14 protein-coding genes are annotated in these 15,087 nt (G+C 69.7%); 4 read left to right on the forward strand and 10 right to left on the reverse strand.

Features of this window, described 5'->3' with window-relative positions:
- The first annotated feature begins 16 nt into the window (after positions 1–16).
- Positions 17–1,555 (forward strand): amino acid permease, encoded by a 1,539-nt coding sequence (locus RWH43_RS03820; protein WP_316000707.1) that lies wholly within the window; start codon positions 17–19, stop codon positions 1,553–1,555.
- Between the two features lie 54 nt (positions 1,556–1,609).
- Here RWH43_RS03820 and RWH43_RS03825 read toward each other — a convergent pair whose 3' ends face one another.
- From RWH43_RS03825 to RWH43_RS03835, 3 genes are all read right to left on the reverse strand, one after another.
- Positions 1,610–2,266, reverse strand: coding sequence for a hypothetical protein (locus RWH43_RS03825; protein WP_186325422.1), 657 nt, complete (start codon positions 2,264–2,266; stop codon positions 1,610–1,612).
- A 46-nt stretch (positions 2,267–2,312) separates the two neighbouring features.
- Entirely contained in the window at positions 2,313–2,822 is a 510-nt protein-coding gene (locus RWH43_RS03830; protein WP_144830023.1) for an amino-acid N-acetyltransferase, read from the reverse strand.
- 71 nt (positions 2,823–2,893) lie between these two features.
- Positions 2,894–5,419 carry an ATP-dependent Clp protease ATP-binding subunit gene (locus tag RWH43_RS03835; protein ID WP_144830026.1) on the reverse strand — a complete coding sequence of 842 codons (2,526 nt, stop codon included), beginning with the start codon at positions 5,417–5,419 and terminating at the stop codon, positions 2,894–2,896.
- 190 nt (positions 5,420–5,609) lie between these two features.
- Here RWH43_RS03835 and RWH43_RS03840 point away from each other — a divergent pair, with 190 nt between their 5' ends.
- Entirely contained in the window at positions 5,610–6,233 is a 624-nt protein-coding gene (locus tag RWH43_RS03840; protein WP_316000708.1) for a hypothetical protein, read from the forward strand.
- A complete protein-coding gene (locus RWH43_RS03845; protein ID WP_144830033.1) occupies positions 6,230–6,466 on the forward strand; it encodes a helix-turn-helix domain-containing protein in 237 nt (78 codons plus the stop codon). The genes RWH43_RS03840 and RWH43_RS03845 overlap by 4 nt, the downstream gene beginning before the upstream one ends.
- 40 nt (positions 6,467–6,506) lie before the next feature.
- Here RWH43_RS03845 and RWH43_RS03850 read toward each other — a convergent pair whose 3' ends face one another.
- From RWH43_RS03850 to RWH43_RS03860, 3 genes are all read right to left on the reverse strand, one after another.
- Positions 6,507–7,238, reverse strand: coding sequence for a hypothetical protein (locus RWH43_RS03850; protein WP_316000709.1), 732 nt, complete (start codon positions 7,236–7,238; stop codon positions 6,507–6,509).
- A gap of 112 nt (positions 7,239–7,350) precedes the next feature.
- On the reverse strand, positions 7,351–8,817 hold the full coding sequence (gene cls, locus RWH43_RS03855; protein ID WP_316000710.1) for a cardiolipin synthase: 1,467 nt from the start codon (positions 8,815–8,817) through the stop codon (positions 7,351–7,353).
- A gap of 64 nt (positions 8,818–8,881) precedes the next feature.
- Positions 8,882–9,079, reverse strand: a complete 198-nt coding sequence (locus tag RWH43_RS03860) for a hypothetical protein (protein WP_144830042.1) — start codon at positions 9,077–9,079, stop codon at positions 8,882–8,884.
- A 134-nt stretch (positions 9,080–9,213) separates the two neighbouring features.
- On the opposite strand from RWH43_RS03860, the gene RWH43_RS03865 reads away from it, so the two are divergent.
- Positions 9,214–10,371: a DUF4192 family protein gene (locus RWH43_RS03865; RefSeq protein ID WP_316000711.1), complete on the forward strand. Its 1,158-nt coding sequence runs from the start codon at positions 9,214–9,216 to the stop codon at positions 10,369–10,371.
- Here the strand turns inward: RWH43_RS03865 and lysS are convergent.
- From lysS to RWH43_RS03885, 4 genes are all read right to left on the reverse strand, one after another.
- Positions 10,322–11,842 carry a lysine--tRNA ligase gene (gene lysS / locus RWH43_RS03870; protein ID WP_316000712.1) on the reverse strand — a complete coding sequence of 507 codons (1,521 nt, stop codon included), beginning with the start codon at positions 11,840–11,842 and terminating at the stop codon, positions 10,322–10,324. The two genes, RWH43_RS03865 and lysS, sit on opposite strands and share 50 nt — an antisense overlap.
- Positions 11,843–11,932: 90 nt before the next feature.
- Positions 11,933–12,787: a pantoate--beta-alanine ligase gene (panC, locus tag RWH43_RS03875; protein WP_144830052.1), complete on the reverse strand. Its 855-nt coding sequence runs from the start codon at positions 12,785–12,787 to the stop codon at positions 11,933–11,935.
- The gene (locus RWH43_RS03880) at positions 12,784–13,506 is read right to left on the reverse strand and encodes a DUF2520 domain-containing protein (RefSeq protein WP_144830055.1); all 723 of its coding nucleotides are present in this window, start codon (positions 13,504–13,506) and stop codon (positions 12,784–12,786) included. Before RWH43_RS03880 ends, panC begins: the two co-directional genes overlap by 4 nt.
- Positions 13,503–15,041 carry a PH domain-containing protein gene (locus RWH43_RS03885; RefSeq protein ID WP_144831912.1) on the reverse strand — a complete coding sequence of 513 codons (1,539 nt, stop codon included), beginning with the start codon at positions 15,039–15,041 and terminating at the stop codon, positions 13,503–13,505. Before RWH43_RS03885 ends, RWH43_RS03880 begins: the two co-directional genes overlap by 4 nt.
- Between the last annotated feature and the right edge of the window lie 46 nt (positions 15,042–15,087).

Consider the following 15,087-nt stretch of genomic DNA (forward strand, 5'->3'; position numbering starts at 1 on the left):
CACGTCTGGAGGCCCTATGTCCACCGCGAGCCACTCACGAAAAAAGGTCGCCGGAGCCACCTATACGGCGACCGACGCCACCTACTTCGAGAAACGCACCCTGAAACGCTCCGCCGGCGTGTGGGGGCTGTGGGGCCTCGCGGTCGCCGCCGTCATCTCGGGCGACTTCTCCGGCTGGAACTTCGGCATCGGCTTCGCCGGCTTCGGAGGCATGCTGATCGCCTTCGTCATCCTCGTGATCATGTACTACGGCCTCACCTTCTCGATCGGCGAGATGGCGGCGGCCATGCCGCACACCGGCGGCGCCTACTCGTTCGCCCGGTCGGCGATGGGCCCCTGGGGCGGCCTCGCGACCGGCCTCGCCGAGACCATCGAGTACGTCGCCACCACCGCGGTGGTGGTCTACTTCTCGGGCCAGTACGCCGACTCGGCCCTCGAGCTCCTCACCGGCGTGAGCCTTCCCGCGTTCGTGTGGTGGATCATCCTCTACGCCCTGTTCATCGCGCTCAACGCGGCGGGCGCCAACATCTCGTTCGGGTTCGCGATCGTCGTATCGATCATCTCGATCGGCATCATCGTGGTCTTCGGGATCATGGCGCTGGCATCGGGGGCCTTCGACTGGGCTTCCCTGTGGAATCAAACCCCCGAGCCCGGCAACACGGAGTTCCTCCCCTTCGGCGTCGGATCGATCCTGCTCGCCCTCCCCTTCGCGATGTGGTTCTTCCTCGGGATCGAGGAGCTCCCCCTCGCCGCGGAGGAATCGCACGACCCGGCCCGCGACATCCCGCGCGCCGGCCTCTGGGCGCGCGGCACGCTCATCGTCACGGGCCTCATCGTGCTCTTCCTCAACACCGGCGTACTCGGGGCCGACGCGACCGGCGAATCGGTCGAACCGCTGCTCGACGGCTTCCGCGCGATGGTCGGCGATCAGGCCGCAGCGCTCCTGTCCCTGCTCGCCCTCGTGGGCCTGCTCGCGTCGCTGATGGGCATCATGTTCGCCTACGGCCGCAACATGTACTCGCTCTCGCGCGCCGGGTACTACCCGCGGTGGCTCTCGCTCACCGGAAAGCGCAAGACCCCGTGGGTGGCCCTCGTCTTCGGCGCGGTCCTCGGTTTCATCGCCCTCGTGGTGGTCCAGGCCGCGGGAGGCGACACCAGCCCGGCCGGCGCGATCGTGCTGAACATCGCCGTGTGGGGCGCGGTGCTGGCGTACTTCCTGCAGATGGTCTCGTTCATCGTGCTCCGCCGGAAGTTCCCGAACGCCGTGCGGCCCTACAAGAGCCCGTGGGGCCTGTTCGGCGCGTACTCGGCCGCGATCATCGCCGCCGTGGTGTTCTTCGGCCTGCTGCTGAACTCCGCGTACCTGCTCGCGATCGTCGCGATCATCGCGGTCTACGCGGTGATCTTCGTGGCCTTCGCCGTGTACGGTCGGCACCGCCTCGTACTTTCGCCCGAGGAGGAGTACGCCCTGTCCGGCGGGCTGCACGGCGACCCGCAGCAGGAGGGCTACGACGCCATGGAGGGCGAGGTGTTCGGCGCCGACCGACGTTCCTGAGGACAAAGACGAGGGGGCGGATGCCGCGGCATCCGCCCCCTCGTCATGCTCGGGTCAGCGCAGCACGAACGACGCCGTCCCCGTCGAGGGGATCCCGCCGATCGACACGCTCAAGTGGTAGGTCGCTCCGGCGCCGGGCGCGTACGGGCGCTCGCTCTCGCACGTGCCGACCGAGGAACGCGTGCGGTCCCAGGTCAGCGGCGCGGAGCTCGTGACGGTCTGCCCGGCCGACAGGGTGACCTCCATGTCGCTGGGCTCCGACTGGCAGTCGGTCGAACGCCACCACACGTCGGAGCCGCTGGTGACGGTGAACGACTGCGCGCTCGTACCGACGTTCATGATGCAGGGGTTCGCCGAGGTGTTGGTCAGGCGGATCGAGAGCTGAGGGTTCTCGCCCTGCGCGTACTCCGCCTTGTCCGACAGCGCCTCGACCGTGATGTCGGAGGGCGTGCACTCCACCGGTCCGGAGGGCGCCGCCGGCGTGGGCGACGGGGAGTCGGCCACCGCGGGCGCGGCAGAACTCGGCGCGACGGCGGGCGTGCTCGCGGCAGGGGTGGGCGGAGCATCGGCAGTGGGGGCGGTGCGCCACGGCGGAGCCGCGACGAGCCACACGACGAGGCCGATCACGATCAGGGCGAGAAGCCCGGCCGCGAGACGACGTCGACGGTAGACCGCCGGGGACTGCCTCCGCCTACGGGGGGCATCGGTCATGGTTCAAGGGTAGGCGCAGCAGCGAGGCGCCCCCGCCACGGCACGCTCACAGTTGCTTGAGCATGCGGGTGTTGCCCAGGGTGTTCGGCTTCACGTGCGCCAAGTCGAGGAACTCGGCCACCCCCTCGTCGGGGCTGCGCACCAGCTGCGAATACACGTCGGGGTCGACGACCTGCTCGCCGATCGGAGCGAAGCCGCGCCGCGTGAAGAAGTCGACCTCGAAGGTGAGGCAGAACAGCCGCGAGACGCCCAGCTCGCGAGCCCGCGCCTCGAGCACCTCGACGATCGCCCGCCCCACTCCGTGATGAAGCCAGTCGTCGTGCACGATGAGGGTGCGGATCTCGGCGAGGTCGTCCCACATCACGTGCAGGGCACCGCAGCCGATGACCACTCCGTCGGCCTCGGCCACGACGAACTGCTGCACCGACCCGTAGAGCACGACGAGGTCTTTGCCCAGCAGGATGCGCTTCTGCACGAACGGCTCGAGCAGTTCGTGGATGCGGCGGACGTCGGCGGTTCCGGCGGGGCGGACGACGAACGGCGCGGAAGAGGTCATCCGACAAGCGTACGCCGCAACGACGAAGGGCCCGGATGCCGTGGCATCCGAGCCCTTCCTTCGCTATGCGATCAGCTGCCCGCGAGCGTGTCGGGGGTCGCGGCGATCTCGCCGGCCGTGCCGACCCCGATCGCGACCTTCTCACCGCGGGGGCTGGTCTCGAACGAGAACTGACCGTTCTCGACGCCGACCTTGACGTGATCGCCCGACTCGAGCTCGCCGTGCAGGATCTTCTCGCTGAGACGGTCCTCGACCTCGCGCTGCATGGCGCGGCGCAGGGGGCGCGCACCGAGCGTCGGGTCGAACCCGATGTCGATGAGCTTGTCCTTCGCCTCGTCCGACAGCTCGACGGTCATGTCGCGGTCGAGCAGACGGTCGGCCAGACGCTTCACGAACAGGCCGACGATCTGACGGAGCTCGTCCTTGTTCAGCTGCGGGAAGACGATGACGTCGTCGACGCGGTTGAGGAACTCGGGCTTGAAGTGACGCTTCAGCTCCTCGTCGACCTTGCCCTTCATCCGCTCGTACGAGGTCTGGGCGCTGCCCTCGACCTGGAAGCCGACGGGGCCACCGGCGATCGCCGACGAACCGAGGTTCGTCGTCATGATGATCACGGTGTTCTTGAAGTCGATGACGCGACCCTGACCATCGGTCAGGCGACCCTCTTCAAGGATCTGCAGCAGCGAGTTGAAGATGTCGGGGTGGGCCTTCTCGATCTCGTCGAAGAGAACGACCGAGAACGGCTTGCGGCGCACCTTCTCGGTGAGCTGGCCGCCCTCTTCGAATCCGACGAATCCGGGAGGGGCACCGAACAGACGCGAGACCGTGTGCTTCTCACCGAACTCCGACATGTCGAGGGAGATCAGCGCACCCTCGTCGTCGAAGAGGAACTCGGCGAGCGCCTTGGCGAGCTCGGTCTTTCCGACGCCCGTGGGGCCGGCGAAGATGAACGAGCCCGAGGGGCGCTTGGGGTCCTTGAGGCCCGCGCGCTGACGACGGATCGTGCGCGAGAGGGCCGCGATCGCCTCTTCCTGGCCGATGACCCGCTGGTGCAGGGCCTTCTCCATGAACATGAGGCGGCTGGACTCCTCCTCGGTGAGCTTGAACACCGGGATGCCGGTCGCCTGGGCGAGCACCTCGGCGATCAGACCCTCGTCGACCACCGCGTGGGAGGCGACGTCGCCCGAGCGCCACTGCTTCTCGAGGCGCAGACGCTCGGCGAGGAGCGACTTCTCCTCATCGCGCAGGGCGGCGGCCTTCTCGAAGTCCTGCTCCTCGGAGGCGAGTTCCTTCTGCTCGCGGACCTTGGCGATCTTCTCGTCGAACTCGCGCAGCTCCGGCGGGCTCGACAGGATCGACAGACGCAGGCGGGCGCCGGCCTCGTCGATCAGGTCGATCGCCTTGTCGGGCAGGAAGCGGTCGCTGATGTAGCGGTCGGCGAGGTTGGCCGCCGCGACGATCGCGCCGTCGGTGATCTGCACCTTGTGGTGCGCCTCGTACCGGTCGCGCAGACCCTTCAGGATGTTGATCGCGTGGGGCAGGCTCGGCTCGGCCACCTGGATCGGCTGGAAGCGGCGCTCGAGCGCGGCGTCCTTCTCGAAGTGCTTGCGGTACTCATCGAGCGTGGTGGCACCGATGGTCTGGAGCTCACCGCGGGCGAGGAGGGGCTTGAGGATCGACGCGGCGTCGATCGCGCCCTCGGCGGCACCCGCACCGACGAGGGTGTGGATCTCGTCGATGAAGACGATGATGTCGCCGCGCGTGCGGATCTCCTTCGTGACCTTCTTCAAGCGCTCCTCGAAGTCACCGCGGTAGCGGGATCCGGCGATGAGCGAGCCGAGGTCGAGCGAGTAGACCTGCTTGTCCTTGAGCGTCTCGGGCACGTCGCCCTTGACGATGGCCTGGGCGAGGCCTTCGACGACCGCCGTCTTTCCGACACCGGGCTCGCCGATGAGGACGGGGTTGTTCTTCGAGCGGCGCGACAGGATCTGCATCACGCGCTCGATCTCCTTCTCGCGCCCGATGACGGGGTCGAGCTTGTTGTCGCGCGCGGCCTGCGTGAGGTTGCGGCCGAACTGGTCGAGCACCGCCGAACCGCCCTGGGCGGCTCCCTGGCTCTGCTCGCCGGCACCCGAGGCGACGCCCGCGGGCTCCTTGCCCTGGTACCCCGAGAGCAGCTGGATGACCTGCTGGCGCACCTTGTTCAGGTCGGCGCCGAGCTTGACGAGCACCTGTGCGGCGACGCCCTCGCCCTCGCGGATGAGACCGAGCAGGATGTGCTCGGTTCCGATGTAGTTGTGGCCCAGCTGCAGCGCTTCGCGCAGCGACAGCTCGAGCACCTTCTTCGCACGGGGCGTGAAGGGGATGTGGCCGGTCGGCTGCTGCTGCCCCTGGCCGATGATGTCCTGCACCTGCTCGCGGACGGCGTCGAGCGAGATGCCCAGCGACTCCAGCGCCTTGGCAGCAACACCCTCACCCTCGTGGATGAGGCCCAGGAGGATGTGCTCGGTTCCGATGTAGTTGTGGTTGAGCATCTTCGCCTCTTCTTGGGCGAGCACAACCACACGACGAGCACGGTCGGTGAATCTCTCGAACATCCTCAGTCCCTCCAAAAATGGGCTGACAGGCACGCCTCCGCGCGCCGTACAACGAGAGTAACCAGCGGCCGGAGGCCTGAGACCCATGTTCGCCGTGGGCATACCGTCTGCGCGGTCGACCTTGCGGAACCCATCGATAGTCGTTACCTTATCGAAAACCGATAACAACGATCATCGATAAGGAGCGATCATGGCATCCCCCCGACCTCCCCGCGTCCTCTCCCGCAGCGACGCAGCGTCCCTCTGGTTCTTCGTCGTGGCCGGCGCCGCGATCGCCGTCTGGGCCGTCGTCCGCAGCATCGCGAACATCATCGCCGCCGCCCCGAATCAGAACGTCCGCGTCGCGGTGCCGTTCCTCGATTCGTCCGCCCAGGCCCCTCTCGGCCCCGACGGTGCGCCCGTCGCGATCGAGCTCACCGGAGGCGTGGTGACCGCACCCTCCCTTCCTCCCGCCTCCCTGTGGTCGCTGTTCATCGCCGAGGGCCTCTTCGCCGCGGTCGTGATCACCGTGGTGATCCTGCTCCTCGTCCTCACCGCCGACATCCTGCGCGGGCGCATCTTCAGTCGTCGCAACACCGCCCTGGTGTCGGCCGCGGGCATCGTCGCCCTGGTCGGCATCGCCGGGGTGCCGTTCTTCCAGAACATGGTGGCCAACGGAGCGATCGCATGGCTCTCCGAGCGCACCTACGACCGCGGAGACGTGCAGCTGGTCGACCTGCCCTCCCTCATCGGAGTCGCCTTCGTCGCAGCCCTCGCGAGCACCGCCTTCGCGGTCGGCGACCGCCTGCAGCGCGACACCGAGGGCCTCGTATGACCCCGGCGGCGACCGACGACGGCCCCACCGGCATCCACTGCCGTCTCGACGAGCTGCTCGAGGCCCGAGGCATGACGCTGACCCGCCTCAGCGAGCTCGTCGGGGTCTCGGTGGTGAACCTGTCGGTGCTGAAGAACGACCGCGCCCGGGCGATCCGCTATTCGACGCTGTCGGCGATCTGCCGGGTGCTCGAGTGCGAGGTCGGCGACCTCCTGGTGATCGACCCGTCCTGAGTGATCATCGGTCAGCGCCTCGCGCCATCGGCGACCGGGGTCAGCGCGAGCCGAGGATGGCGATCGGCTCCGGGGCCTCGACACCGCCGCCGGACAGCGCGACCGAGGTGACGTCGGGCCCGGCGACGCCGGTCACGTCGGCGACCGTCACACGAGGGGCGAGGTCCATCGTGCAGATCCGATCGGCGGGCGGCGTCGCGAACTGCACCGACAACTCGGACCCTGCCGCGGTGACCGATTCGACCACCGGCGGGCAGCCGGAGCTCCCGTAAGTGAGGACGGCGAGCAGGTCGCGGCCAACCCATCCCGCGCTCGAGGTGAACTGCTCCGGGCTCGCGGAGGCCGCGGCGAGGCCGGGGAGCATCGCCGCCCCTTCGGCCGCACCGGTGACGCGCACCGCGAGTCCGGCCGTCGGATCCACTCCGGTCGGCACGCTGACGAGGGTCGCGCGCGGCGCCATGTCGCGCGTGCACGTCGTGCGCGGCGAGTCGGCCAGCACCACCGTCAGGGTGGTCCCCTCGACGCTCGGCTCCCCCTCCGCGACCGGCGGACACGACGAGCTGCCGAGCGTGACGAGGGCGATCGCGGCGCCCCCCTCGAGCCAGCCGACCTGGATCGAATCGGCGGATGCCGTGCCCCCGGCATCCGGAGTCGATGACGACGCGGGGGTCGAACCCTGCGTCGACGCGGCCGTGGCGCAGCCCGTGAGGGCACCGGCCGCGAGCAGACCGGCGCCGATCGCGGCGATGAGTGTCAGACGATGAGGGGACATGAGAACCTCCGGGGCGAGTTGCGCCCATGATGGCGGAGTTTCCTGGACGGCGTCGGCGTGACGTCGGCGCGTCCGGCGGGCGGGCGCATTGATCCGGCGCGCCGGCGGGCGATCACTGCAGGGCCGAGGTGAGACGCGCGAGGTTGTCGAGGATCGTGGAGCGCAGCGGCTGACGACGCCACTCCTCGATGGTGAGTTGGCGGCTGAGACCCCGGTAGTGGTCTTCGACCGCGCGCATGTCGCGGACGAACTCCTCGCCGCGCACGAGCAGCGAGACCTCGAGGTTGAGACCGAACGATCGCATGTCCATGTTGCTCGAGCCGATGACGGCGACCTCGTCGTCGATCGTGACGCTCTTGCTGTGCAGGATGAACGGCTTCGGGTACATCCAGATGACGACACCGACGCGCAGGAGCGCCTCGTAGTAGCTGCGCTGCGCGTGGTACACCATCGCCTGATCGCCCTCCTCGGAGACGAACAGCTCCACGTGCACGCCGCGTTGGCACGCGGTCGTGATCGCGAGCAGCAGCGCCTCGTCGGGGACGAAGTAGGGGCTGACGATGATGATCTTCTGCTGGGCGGCGAAGAGCAGGCCGAGGAAGAGCTTGAGGTTGTTCTGGAAGTCGAAGCCCGGACCCGACGGCACGATCTGGCAATCGAGATCGCCCGGGCCCGACGTCACGCTGAACAGGTCGATCTCGTGGCGGAGGGTCTCGTCGGTCTCGCTGTACCAATCGGACAGGAAGACCGCGTTGATGCTCGCGACCACGGGGCCCTGCACCCGCACCATGAGGTCGACCCAGTGCAGGCCGCGGCGGATGTTCTTGCGCAGGTTGTACGAGGAATCGGTGACGTTCTGCGACCCCATGTAGGCGACGTCGCCGTCGATGACGAGCAGCTTGCGGTGGTTGCGCAGGTCGGGGCGCTGGTACCGGCCGCGCAGCGGCTGCACCGGCAGCATGAGGTGCCAGTGCGCGCCCATGGCGTCGAGACGGCGCAGCGTGCGCTTGTAGTGCGGCTTGCCGCGGTTGGCCCAGTGATCCAGCAGGACGCGCACGACCACGCCGCGCTCCGCGACCTCTTCGAGCGCCCCGAAGAAGTTGTCGGTGGAGTCGTCGGACTGCAGGATGTAGAACTCCACGTGCACGTACCGCTTCGCCTCGCGGATCGCGTCGGCCATGGCATCCAGGCTCTGCTGGTAATCCGAGATGAGGGTCGCGGCGTTGTCGCCGGCGATCGGCATGGCTCCGAGGTTGCGGTTGAGGCTCACGAGCGAGCGGAACCACTGCGGGGCGTTGGGGCGCAGCGTCCCGAACTCGAGCGAGGCGCTGGTGTCGTGGATGTACTCGTTGATGGCCGCCTGCTTGCGTCGCCGTTTGCGCGGCAGACGCGGGTTTCCGATCAGCAGGAACAGAAACACCCCGACGAACGGGATGAAGTAGATCGCCAGCAACCACGCCATGGCGGCCGTCGGGCGGCGGTTGCGCGGCACGATGATGATGGCGGCGATGCGCACCACGAGGTCGACGACGAACAGCGTGATGACGAGCCAGCTCGCGTCGAACGTGGCGTTGATCACGGATCCTCCTGGGCGGGTTGTGCACCCAGCGTAGCGACGGCCCCCGACACGGGCCGCGCCGGTGTCAGTTCGCGGGTCCGTCGCCGGTGCGCGCGACCGGCGGGAGACCGCGCTTGGCGCGCTCCTGCGCCTCGATGCGGGCGTAGGCCTTGCGCTCGGTGCGATCCATGCGGATGACGTTGCGGAGGATGAAGAAGAAGACCACCGACACCACGAGGGTCGGCAGGATCGCCCACAGCATCGCGGTCCAGGTCTCGTCCATGACTCCAGGATACCCGCGGCGCCCCGGCATCCGGCCGGCTCCCCCTTCTCCCCAGGAGCGGGTTCGGCGGATTCGTCCACGATCGAGGTATCGGCCGCCGCGCGCGCCCCGCGCATCCCGGCACTCTCGTGCGCATGACCACGATCATCCCCGCGTCCACACCCGCCTCGTTCCTCTCCCTCGTCCCCCACCTGCTCGGGTGCATTCCGCGCCGGAGCCTCGTCCTCGTGCCGTTCGCACGCGGGCGCTCGCTCGGCGCGATGCGCGTCGATCTGCCCCCGAGCAGCGACCCCACCGCCTGCGTCAGCGTGGCCTCCACCGTGATCGGCATGGCCTGCAAGGTGGCGACGGCCGACGCCGTGGCCGTCGTCGTCTACGCCGACGAGCCCCTCGCCGAGGCGGCCGCGTCGGCGCACGGCCCGCTCGTCGACGCGACCATCGCGCGAGCCGAGATCTGCGGCCTGCGCATCACCGAGGCGCTGATCGTCGGTGCCGACGGGTGGGATGATCACCGCGCGCCGTCATCGAGCGGGCCGTATCCGCTCCCGGAGATCGACGAGTCGCAGGGCGGGCTACCCGACACCCGCATCGACGACGACCAGTACGCCGCAGCCGAACTGCCCGGGGTCGACGACGACCTCAAGGAGGTCGTGGCCGAGGCGATCGACGCGATGGAGCACGTGCTCGGAACGGTCGCCGAGCGCCGCCGCCTGCCCCTCGATCGGGTCGCCGTCGCCACGGCCACCGCGTCGCTGCTGGCCGAACCGCCCCTTCTCTTCGAGGACGCGATCTCGCGCGCCCCGTCGGAGCTGACGCCGCGCGAGCTCGCCGCCGTCTCGTTCTGCCTCGAGCGCCCGTCGTTGCGCGACGTCGCCCTCATGCAGTGGGCGGGCGACATCCGCGACGGGTACGCCGTGCTCGGCGCCCAGACGGCGTACCACGCGGGCGCGGCGTTCCCCGAAGACCTCGCGCGCCCCATGTGGGGCGAGGGGGCTCACCCCGATCCGGACCGCCTGCTCCGCGCGCTGGCATTGTGCCGCCTCATCGCCGCGACCGTACCGTCACGACGACGCCCGGGGTCGCTCTCGGCGTGCGCGTGGCTCGCCTGGGCGGTGGGGCGCTCGACGCACGCCGCCACCTACGCCGAGCACGCGCTCGACATCGACAGCGCTCATGGCCTCAGCGGCATCATGCTGAGCATGATCGACGGCGGCCGCCTGCCCGAGTGGGTGTTCGAGCGACCTACTTCACGAGCGGGAACATCACCGTCTCGCGGATTCCGAGACCGGTGATCGCCATCAGCAGACGATCGATGCCCATGCCCATTCCACCGGTCGGCGGCATGCCGTGCTCGAGCGCCCGCAGGAACTCCTCGTCGATGGGCATCGCCTCGTCGTCACCGCGCGCGGCGAGCTTCGCCTGCTCCACGAAGCGTTCGCGCTGGATGACGGGGTCGATGAGCTCCGAGTACCCGGTCGCGAGCTCGAAGCCGCGGACGTACAGGTCCCACTTCTCCACGACACCCGCGATCGAGCGGTGCTCGCGCACGAGCGGGCTCGTGTCGAGCGGGAAGTCCATGACGAAGGTCGGGCGGGTCAGGCCACCCTTGACGAAGTGCTCCCACAGCTCTTCGACCCACTTGCCGTGCGTCTCGTGCGGCGGCGCGTCGACTCCGGCCTCGGCACCGAGGGCGCGCAGTTCGTCGAGTGAGGTCGAGGGGGTGATCTCGTGACCGGATGCCGCAGACAGCGAGTCGTACATCGAGATGCGATCCCACTGCCCGCCCAGGTCGTACTCCGTCCCGTCGGCCCAGGTCACGGTGGTGGAGCCGGCGACCGCGATCGCGGCGTCCTGGATGAGCGTCTGGGTCAGATCGGCGATGCCGTTGTAGTCGCTGTAGGCCTGGTAGGCCTCGAGCATCGCGAACTCGGGGCTGTGCGTGGAGTCGGCACCCTCGTTGCGGAAGTTGCGGTTGATCTCGTACACGCGGTCGATGCCGCCGACGACGGCGCGCTTGAGGAACAGCTCGGGCGCGATGCGCAGGAACAGCTCGGTGTCGAACGCGTTCGAGTGAGTCATGAACGGGCGCGCGCTCGCGCCACCGTGCTGCACCTGCAGCATGGGGGTCTCGACCTCGACGAAGTCGCGCTCGGTGAAGGTGCGGCGCAGGCTCGCGTTGACCTTGGCGCGGGCCAGAACGGTCTCGCGCGCACGGTCGCGCACGATCAGGTCGAGGAAGCGGCTGCGCACGCGGCTCTCTTCGCTCAGCTCGGTGTGCAGGTTCGGAAGGGGCAGCACGGCCTTGGCCGCGATGCTCCACTCGGCGACCATGATCGACAGCTCGCCGCGACGGCTCGAGATCACCTCGCCCGAGATGAAGACGTGGTCGCCGAGGTCGACGAGCTCCTTCCACGCCTGCAACGACTCCTCACCCACGCTGGCGAGCGACACCATCGCCTGGATGCGGCTGCCGTCGCCGGCCTGCAGCGAGGCGAAGCAGAGCTTTCCGGTGTTGCGGCTGAACACGACGCGACCCGCGACGCCGGCGGTCTCGCCGGTCTCGGCCCCCGCCTCGAGATCGCCGAAGCGCGCGCGCAGTTCGGGGATGGTCGTGGTGATCGGAACACCGACCGGGTACGGCCCACCCGCAGCATCCGTGCGCTCGGCGAGCAGACGCTCGCGCTTGGCCAGGCGTACCGCCTTCTGTTCGAAGACCTCGTCTTCGGTCGGTTCGGCGGCGTCGTTCGCGGGCGCGTCGGTCATCAGAAAGGCTCCTCGGGGTCTGCTCCAGTCTATTCGCCGCGCTCGAGGGCCCTGTGGCCCACCGACGTCCCGGCGCTGACCGGCCCGAGGTCAGCGCAGCGAGATCTCCGCGTTGTCGATGAAGCGGTGCCCGCCCACGGTCGCGGCGATGAGGGCGAACGCCCGGCCGTGGTGACCGTCGTCGACGGGCAGGAACGTCTCGGGATCCACGACGCTGAGGTACTCGAGCGTGATGCGCGCCTCGCCCATCAGCGACGACTGCGCCGCCGCGATGCACGCGTCGACCCCGAGGTCGGCGTTGGATGCCGCGGCCTCCAAGGCCCGGGGCAGGGCCGCCGCCGCGCGGCGGTCGGCCGGCTCCAGCAGCGCCACACGGCTCGAGACGGGCAGCCCGTCGTCGGTCCGCACGGTCGGCACGGTCGCGACCGACACGGCGAAGTCGAGATCGCGCACCATCTTGCGCACGAGGAAGATCCGCTGCAGATCGCGCTCCCCGTAGACGGCGACGTCGGGCCGCACGAGGTGGAACAGCTTCGCCTCCACCGTGAGCACACCGTCGAAGTAGAACGGACGCACCCGGCCCTCGTAGCGCAGGCCCACGTCGCCCGCCGAGACGCGGGTCGTGGCAATGCCGGCGGGCAGGAACTCGCTCGCGCTCGGGGCGAAGACCACGTCCACACCGAGATCGCGCAGCACGATCTCGTCGGCCTCCGGCGAGCGCGGGTAGCGTGCGGTGTCGTCGGCGGTGCGGAAGCGCAGCGGGTTGACGAACGTCGAGACGACGACGACCTCGGCCTGCGCGCGCGCCTCGCGGATGAGGTCGATGTGGCCGTCGTGCAGGGCGCCCAGAGTCGAGACGAGCGCGACGCGGGGGCCGCTGGAGGATCGGTCTGCGCCTCGGATCTCGCCGAGTCGGGTGCGCAGATCCTCGAGGGTGCGGATCATTCGTCGATCGTAGCGTCGCCGACGAGTCCGCCCCGCCCGGCGCCCTCCACGAGCGCCTGGTCGACGCTGGAGCGCACGAGGGCCGACAGGTATCCGCCGGGGTTCTCGACACCGACGCGCCCGAGGAGCTCCGATGACTGGCGCACGATCGAGCGCGAGAACTCCGTGGCCGTCGCGATCGCCTCCGCGTACGTCGCGCGGTCGTCCTCCGCCACGACGACGGGCTCGCACCCGAGCTCGACGGCCAGGGCCTGGGCGATCGGGAGCACCGGAGCGGGAGCCGTCACCGCGGCGTACGACTGGGCGAGCTGGCGCAGGTCGACCGACGAGACCCCGGTGAAGACGATCGCCGGGTGGATGGCGAGGGGGATCGCGCCGAGGCGCGCAGCCGGATCCAGCACGCGCGAACCGTACGCGGGGTCGGTGTGCAGCACGAGCTGACCGGGCTGCCAGGCACCCATCTCAGCGAGTCCGGCGACGAGGCCCGCGAGCTCGTCGTGCGGAACGGCGATCACCACGAGCTCGCTGCGGCGCACGACCTCGTCGGCTGCCAGCACCGGCAGACCCGGCAGGATCGCTTCGACGCGGTCGTCGTCGGAACCCGAGGTGATCCCCGTGAGCGCGTGCCCGGCACCGGCGAGGGCTGCCGCGATCACCGGGCCGACGCGTCCCGCGCCGATCACCCCGACGCCCAAGCGCCCGTCGCGACCGCCGCTCATCCGGCCCACCGGTGACTGCGATCGGTGGCCGCGGCGGCGACGCCGCCTCGCGCCGCGCGCGCGAACATCTCCAGCGCGTCGGCGCGGTCGATCGCGCCGATCGAGGTCTGCACGTTGCCGGCGATGACGTGTCCGGTCACGGTCGCGGTTCCCGCGGCGCGCGCGATCGGGCCCTGCTGCAGCCCCACGGACTGCAACCGGGCCAGGGGCAGCACGCTCAGCGAGCGCCAGATCCACCCGCGGCGCATCAGCAGGGCATCGGCTGTCACGAGCAGGCCGTTGCGGCGCCACGAGAAGGGCCGCAGCCACCGCGCGCGGCGCGGGGTCGTGACGTAGGGGTCGTTCTCCACCGGACCCAGGATGCCGTCGCGGAAGACGAGTGTCCATTCGTCGTCGGACAGCCCCGGCGCGAAGATCCCCAGCACCCGTTCGACGTCGGCGCGGGTGCCGATCGGCAGCACCGCGGCCAGCTGATCGTTGCTGGTGTCGGTGGACGCGCGGCCCGAGAGGCGGTTGACCGAGACCGACCACCATCCGAAGGGGCGCCACATCAGCGGCTGACGCACCTCGATGGCGTGCACGCGGCCCGGCGGGACGATCTCGGACACCGTGGTGAAGAGCCCGAAGGTGACGCGCACGCCGTCGGGGGTGGGGGCGATCGAGTACCTGAGCCCCCGGGCGATCGAGCGCACGTAGTACGCACCGAAGGCGAGGAACATCGGCACGACCGTGAACAACAGCCACAGCGTCGACACCGACGCGGCCACGATGATCCCGACCACCAGGGCGATGAGCACAAGCGTCGACCCGCTCAGCACGCGAGAGGCCACCAGGCGCCCCAGGGGGATGCGCACGATGCTCTGCGGCTCGGCGTCGGAGAAGTCCTCACCATCGACGATGCCCTGCAACCCGGAGCCGACCGTCGCGGCCGCCTGGCGCACGAGAGACGACCGCTCTCCCCCGGCCTCGCGCGCCTCGGCGAGCCGACGACCCGAGGCGAGGCGGAGGATGTCGCCACGGATCGCCTCGGCGTCTTTGCCCGAGAGGTACTCGAGCTTCACGTTCGCGTCGAGGCCCGCGCCGACGACCTCGAGCTTGGCGAGCCCCAGCAGACGGGCGAGCATCGGGCGCGTGAGGTTCACGCCCTGCACCCGGTCGAGCGGGGCGCGCCGATGCGTGCGGAAGAGGACGCCCGAACGCACCTCGACGTCGTCGTCACCGATGCGCAGGGTGTGGAACCGCCACGACAAACGGAAGAGCACCAGCAGCACGAGCACCACGGCGAGAGCGACCCCACCCGCGATGAGGATCAGGTTGTGGGAGAACAGGAAGTCGACCGGGTCGGGCGGCATTCCGCCGGGAGGCAGCTCGGTGACCACGGGGAAGAACCACTCGATCAACCGCTCACGGAGGTTGGCGACGAGCACACCGATGATGACGAGCAGTGAAAGACCGCCACGCAACAGCGGGGTCAGCGGATGCAGCCGGTGCCACTCGCCGTCACTGTACGGCGATCGCACGCTGACGCGCGGCACGGCGGGGACCGCGCCCGGCGGACGGGCGTCGGCGGCGGGGGCAGCG

The sequence above is a fragment of the Microbacterium algihabitans genome (genome assembly GCF_032464975.1).
GTDB lineage: Bacteria > Actinomycetota > Actinomycetes > Actinomycetales > Microbacteriaceae > Microbacterium > Microbacterium algihabitans.

Excerpts from the sequence above, each read along its gene's own strand:
- RWH43_RS03820 (WP_316000707.1), top strand. The coding sequence starts at position 17 with ATGTCCACCGCGAGCCACTCACGAAAAAAGGTCGCCGGAGCCACCTAT.
- RWH43_RS03825 (WP_186325422.1), bottom strand. The coding sequence starts at position 2,266 with ATGACCGATGCCCCCCGTAGGCGGAGGCAGTCCCCGGCGGTCTACCGT.
- RWH43_RS03830 (WP_144830023.1), bottom strand. The coding sequence starts at position 2,822 with ATGACCTCTTCCGCGCCGTTCGTCGTCCGCCCCGCCGGAACCGCCGAC.
- RWH43_RS03835 (WP_144830026.1), bottom strand. The coding sequence starts at position 5,419 with ATGTTCGAGAGATTCACCGACCGTGCTCGTCGTGTGGTTGTGCTCGCC.
- RWH43_RS03840 (WP_316000708.1), top strand. The coding sequence starts at position 5,610 with ATGGCATCCCCCCGACCTCCCCGCGTCCTCTCCCGCAGCGACGCAGCG.
- RWH43_RS03845 (WP_144830033.1), top strand. The coding sequence starts at position 6,230 with ATGACCCCGGCGGCGACCGACGACGGCCCCACCGGCATCCACTGCCGT.
- RWH43_RS03850 (WP_316000709.1), bottom strand. The coding sequence starts at position 7,238 with ATGTCCCCTCATCGTCTGACACTCATCGCCGCGATCGGCGCCGGTCTG.
- RWH43_RS03860 (WP_144830042.1), bottom strand. The coding sequence starts at position 9,079 with ATGGACGAGACCTGGACCGCGATGCTGTGGGCGATCCTGCCGACCCTC.
- RWH43_RS03865 (WP_316000711.1), top strand. The coding sequence starts at position 9,214 with ATGACCACGATCATCCCCGCGTCCACACCCGCCTCGTTCCTCTCCCTC.
- lysS (WP_316000712.1), bottom strand. The coding sequence starts at position 11,842 with ATGACCGACGCGCCCGCGAACGACGCCGCCGAACCGACCGAAGACGAG.
- panC (WP_144830052.1), bottom strand. The coding sequence starts at position 12,787 with ATGATCCGCACCCTCGAGGATCTGCGCACCCGACTCGGCGAGATCCGA.
- RWH43_RS03880 (WP_144830055.1), bottom strand. The coding sequence starts at position 13,506 with ATGAGCGGCGGTCGCGACGGGCGCTTGGGCGTCGGGGTGATCGGCGCG.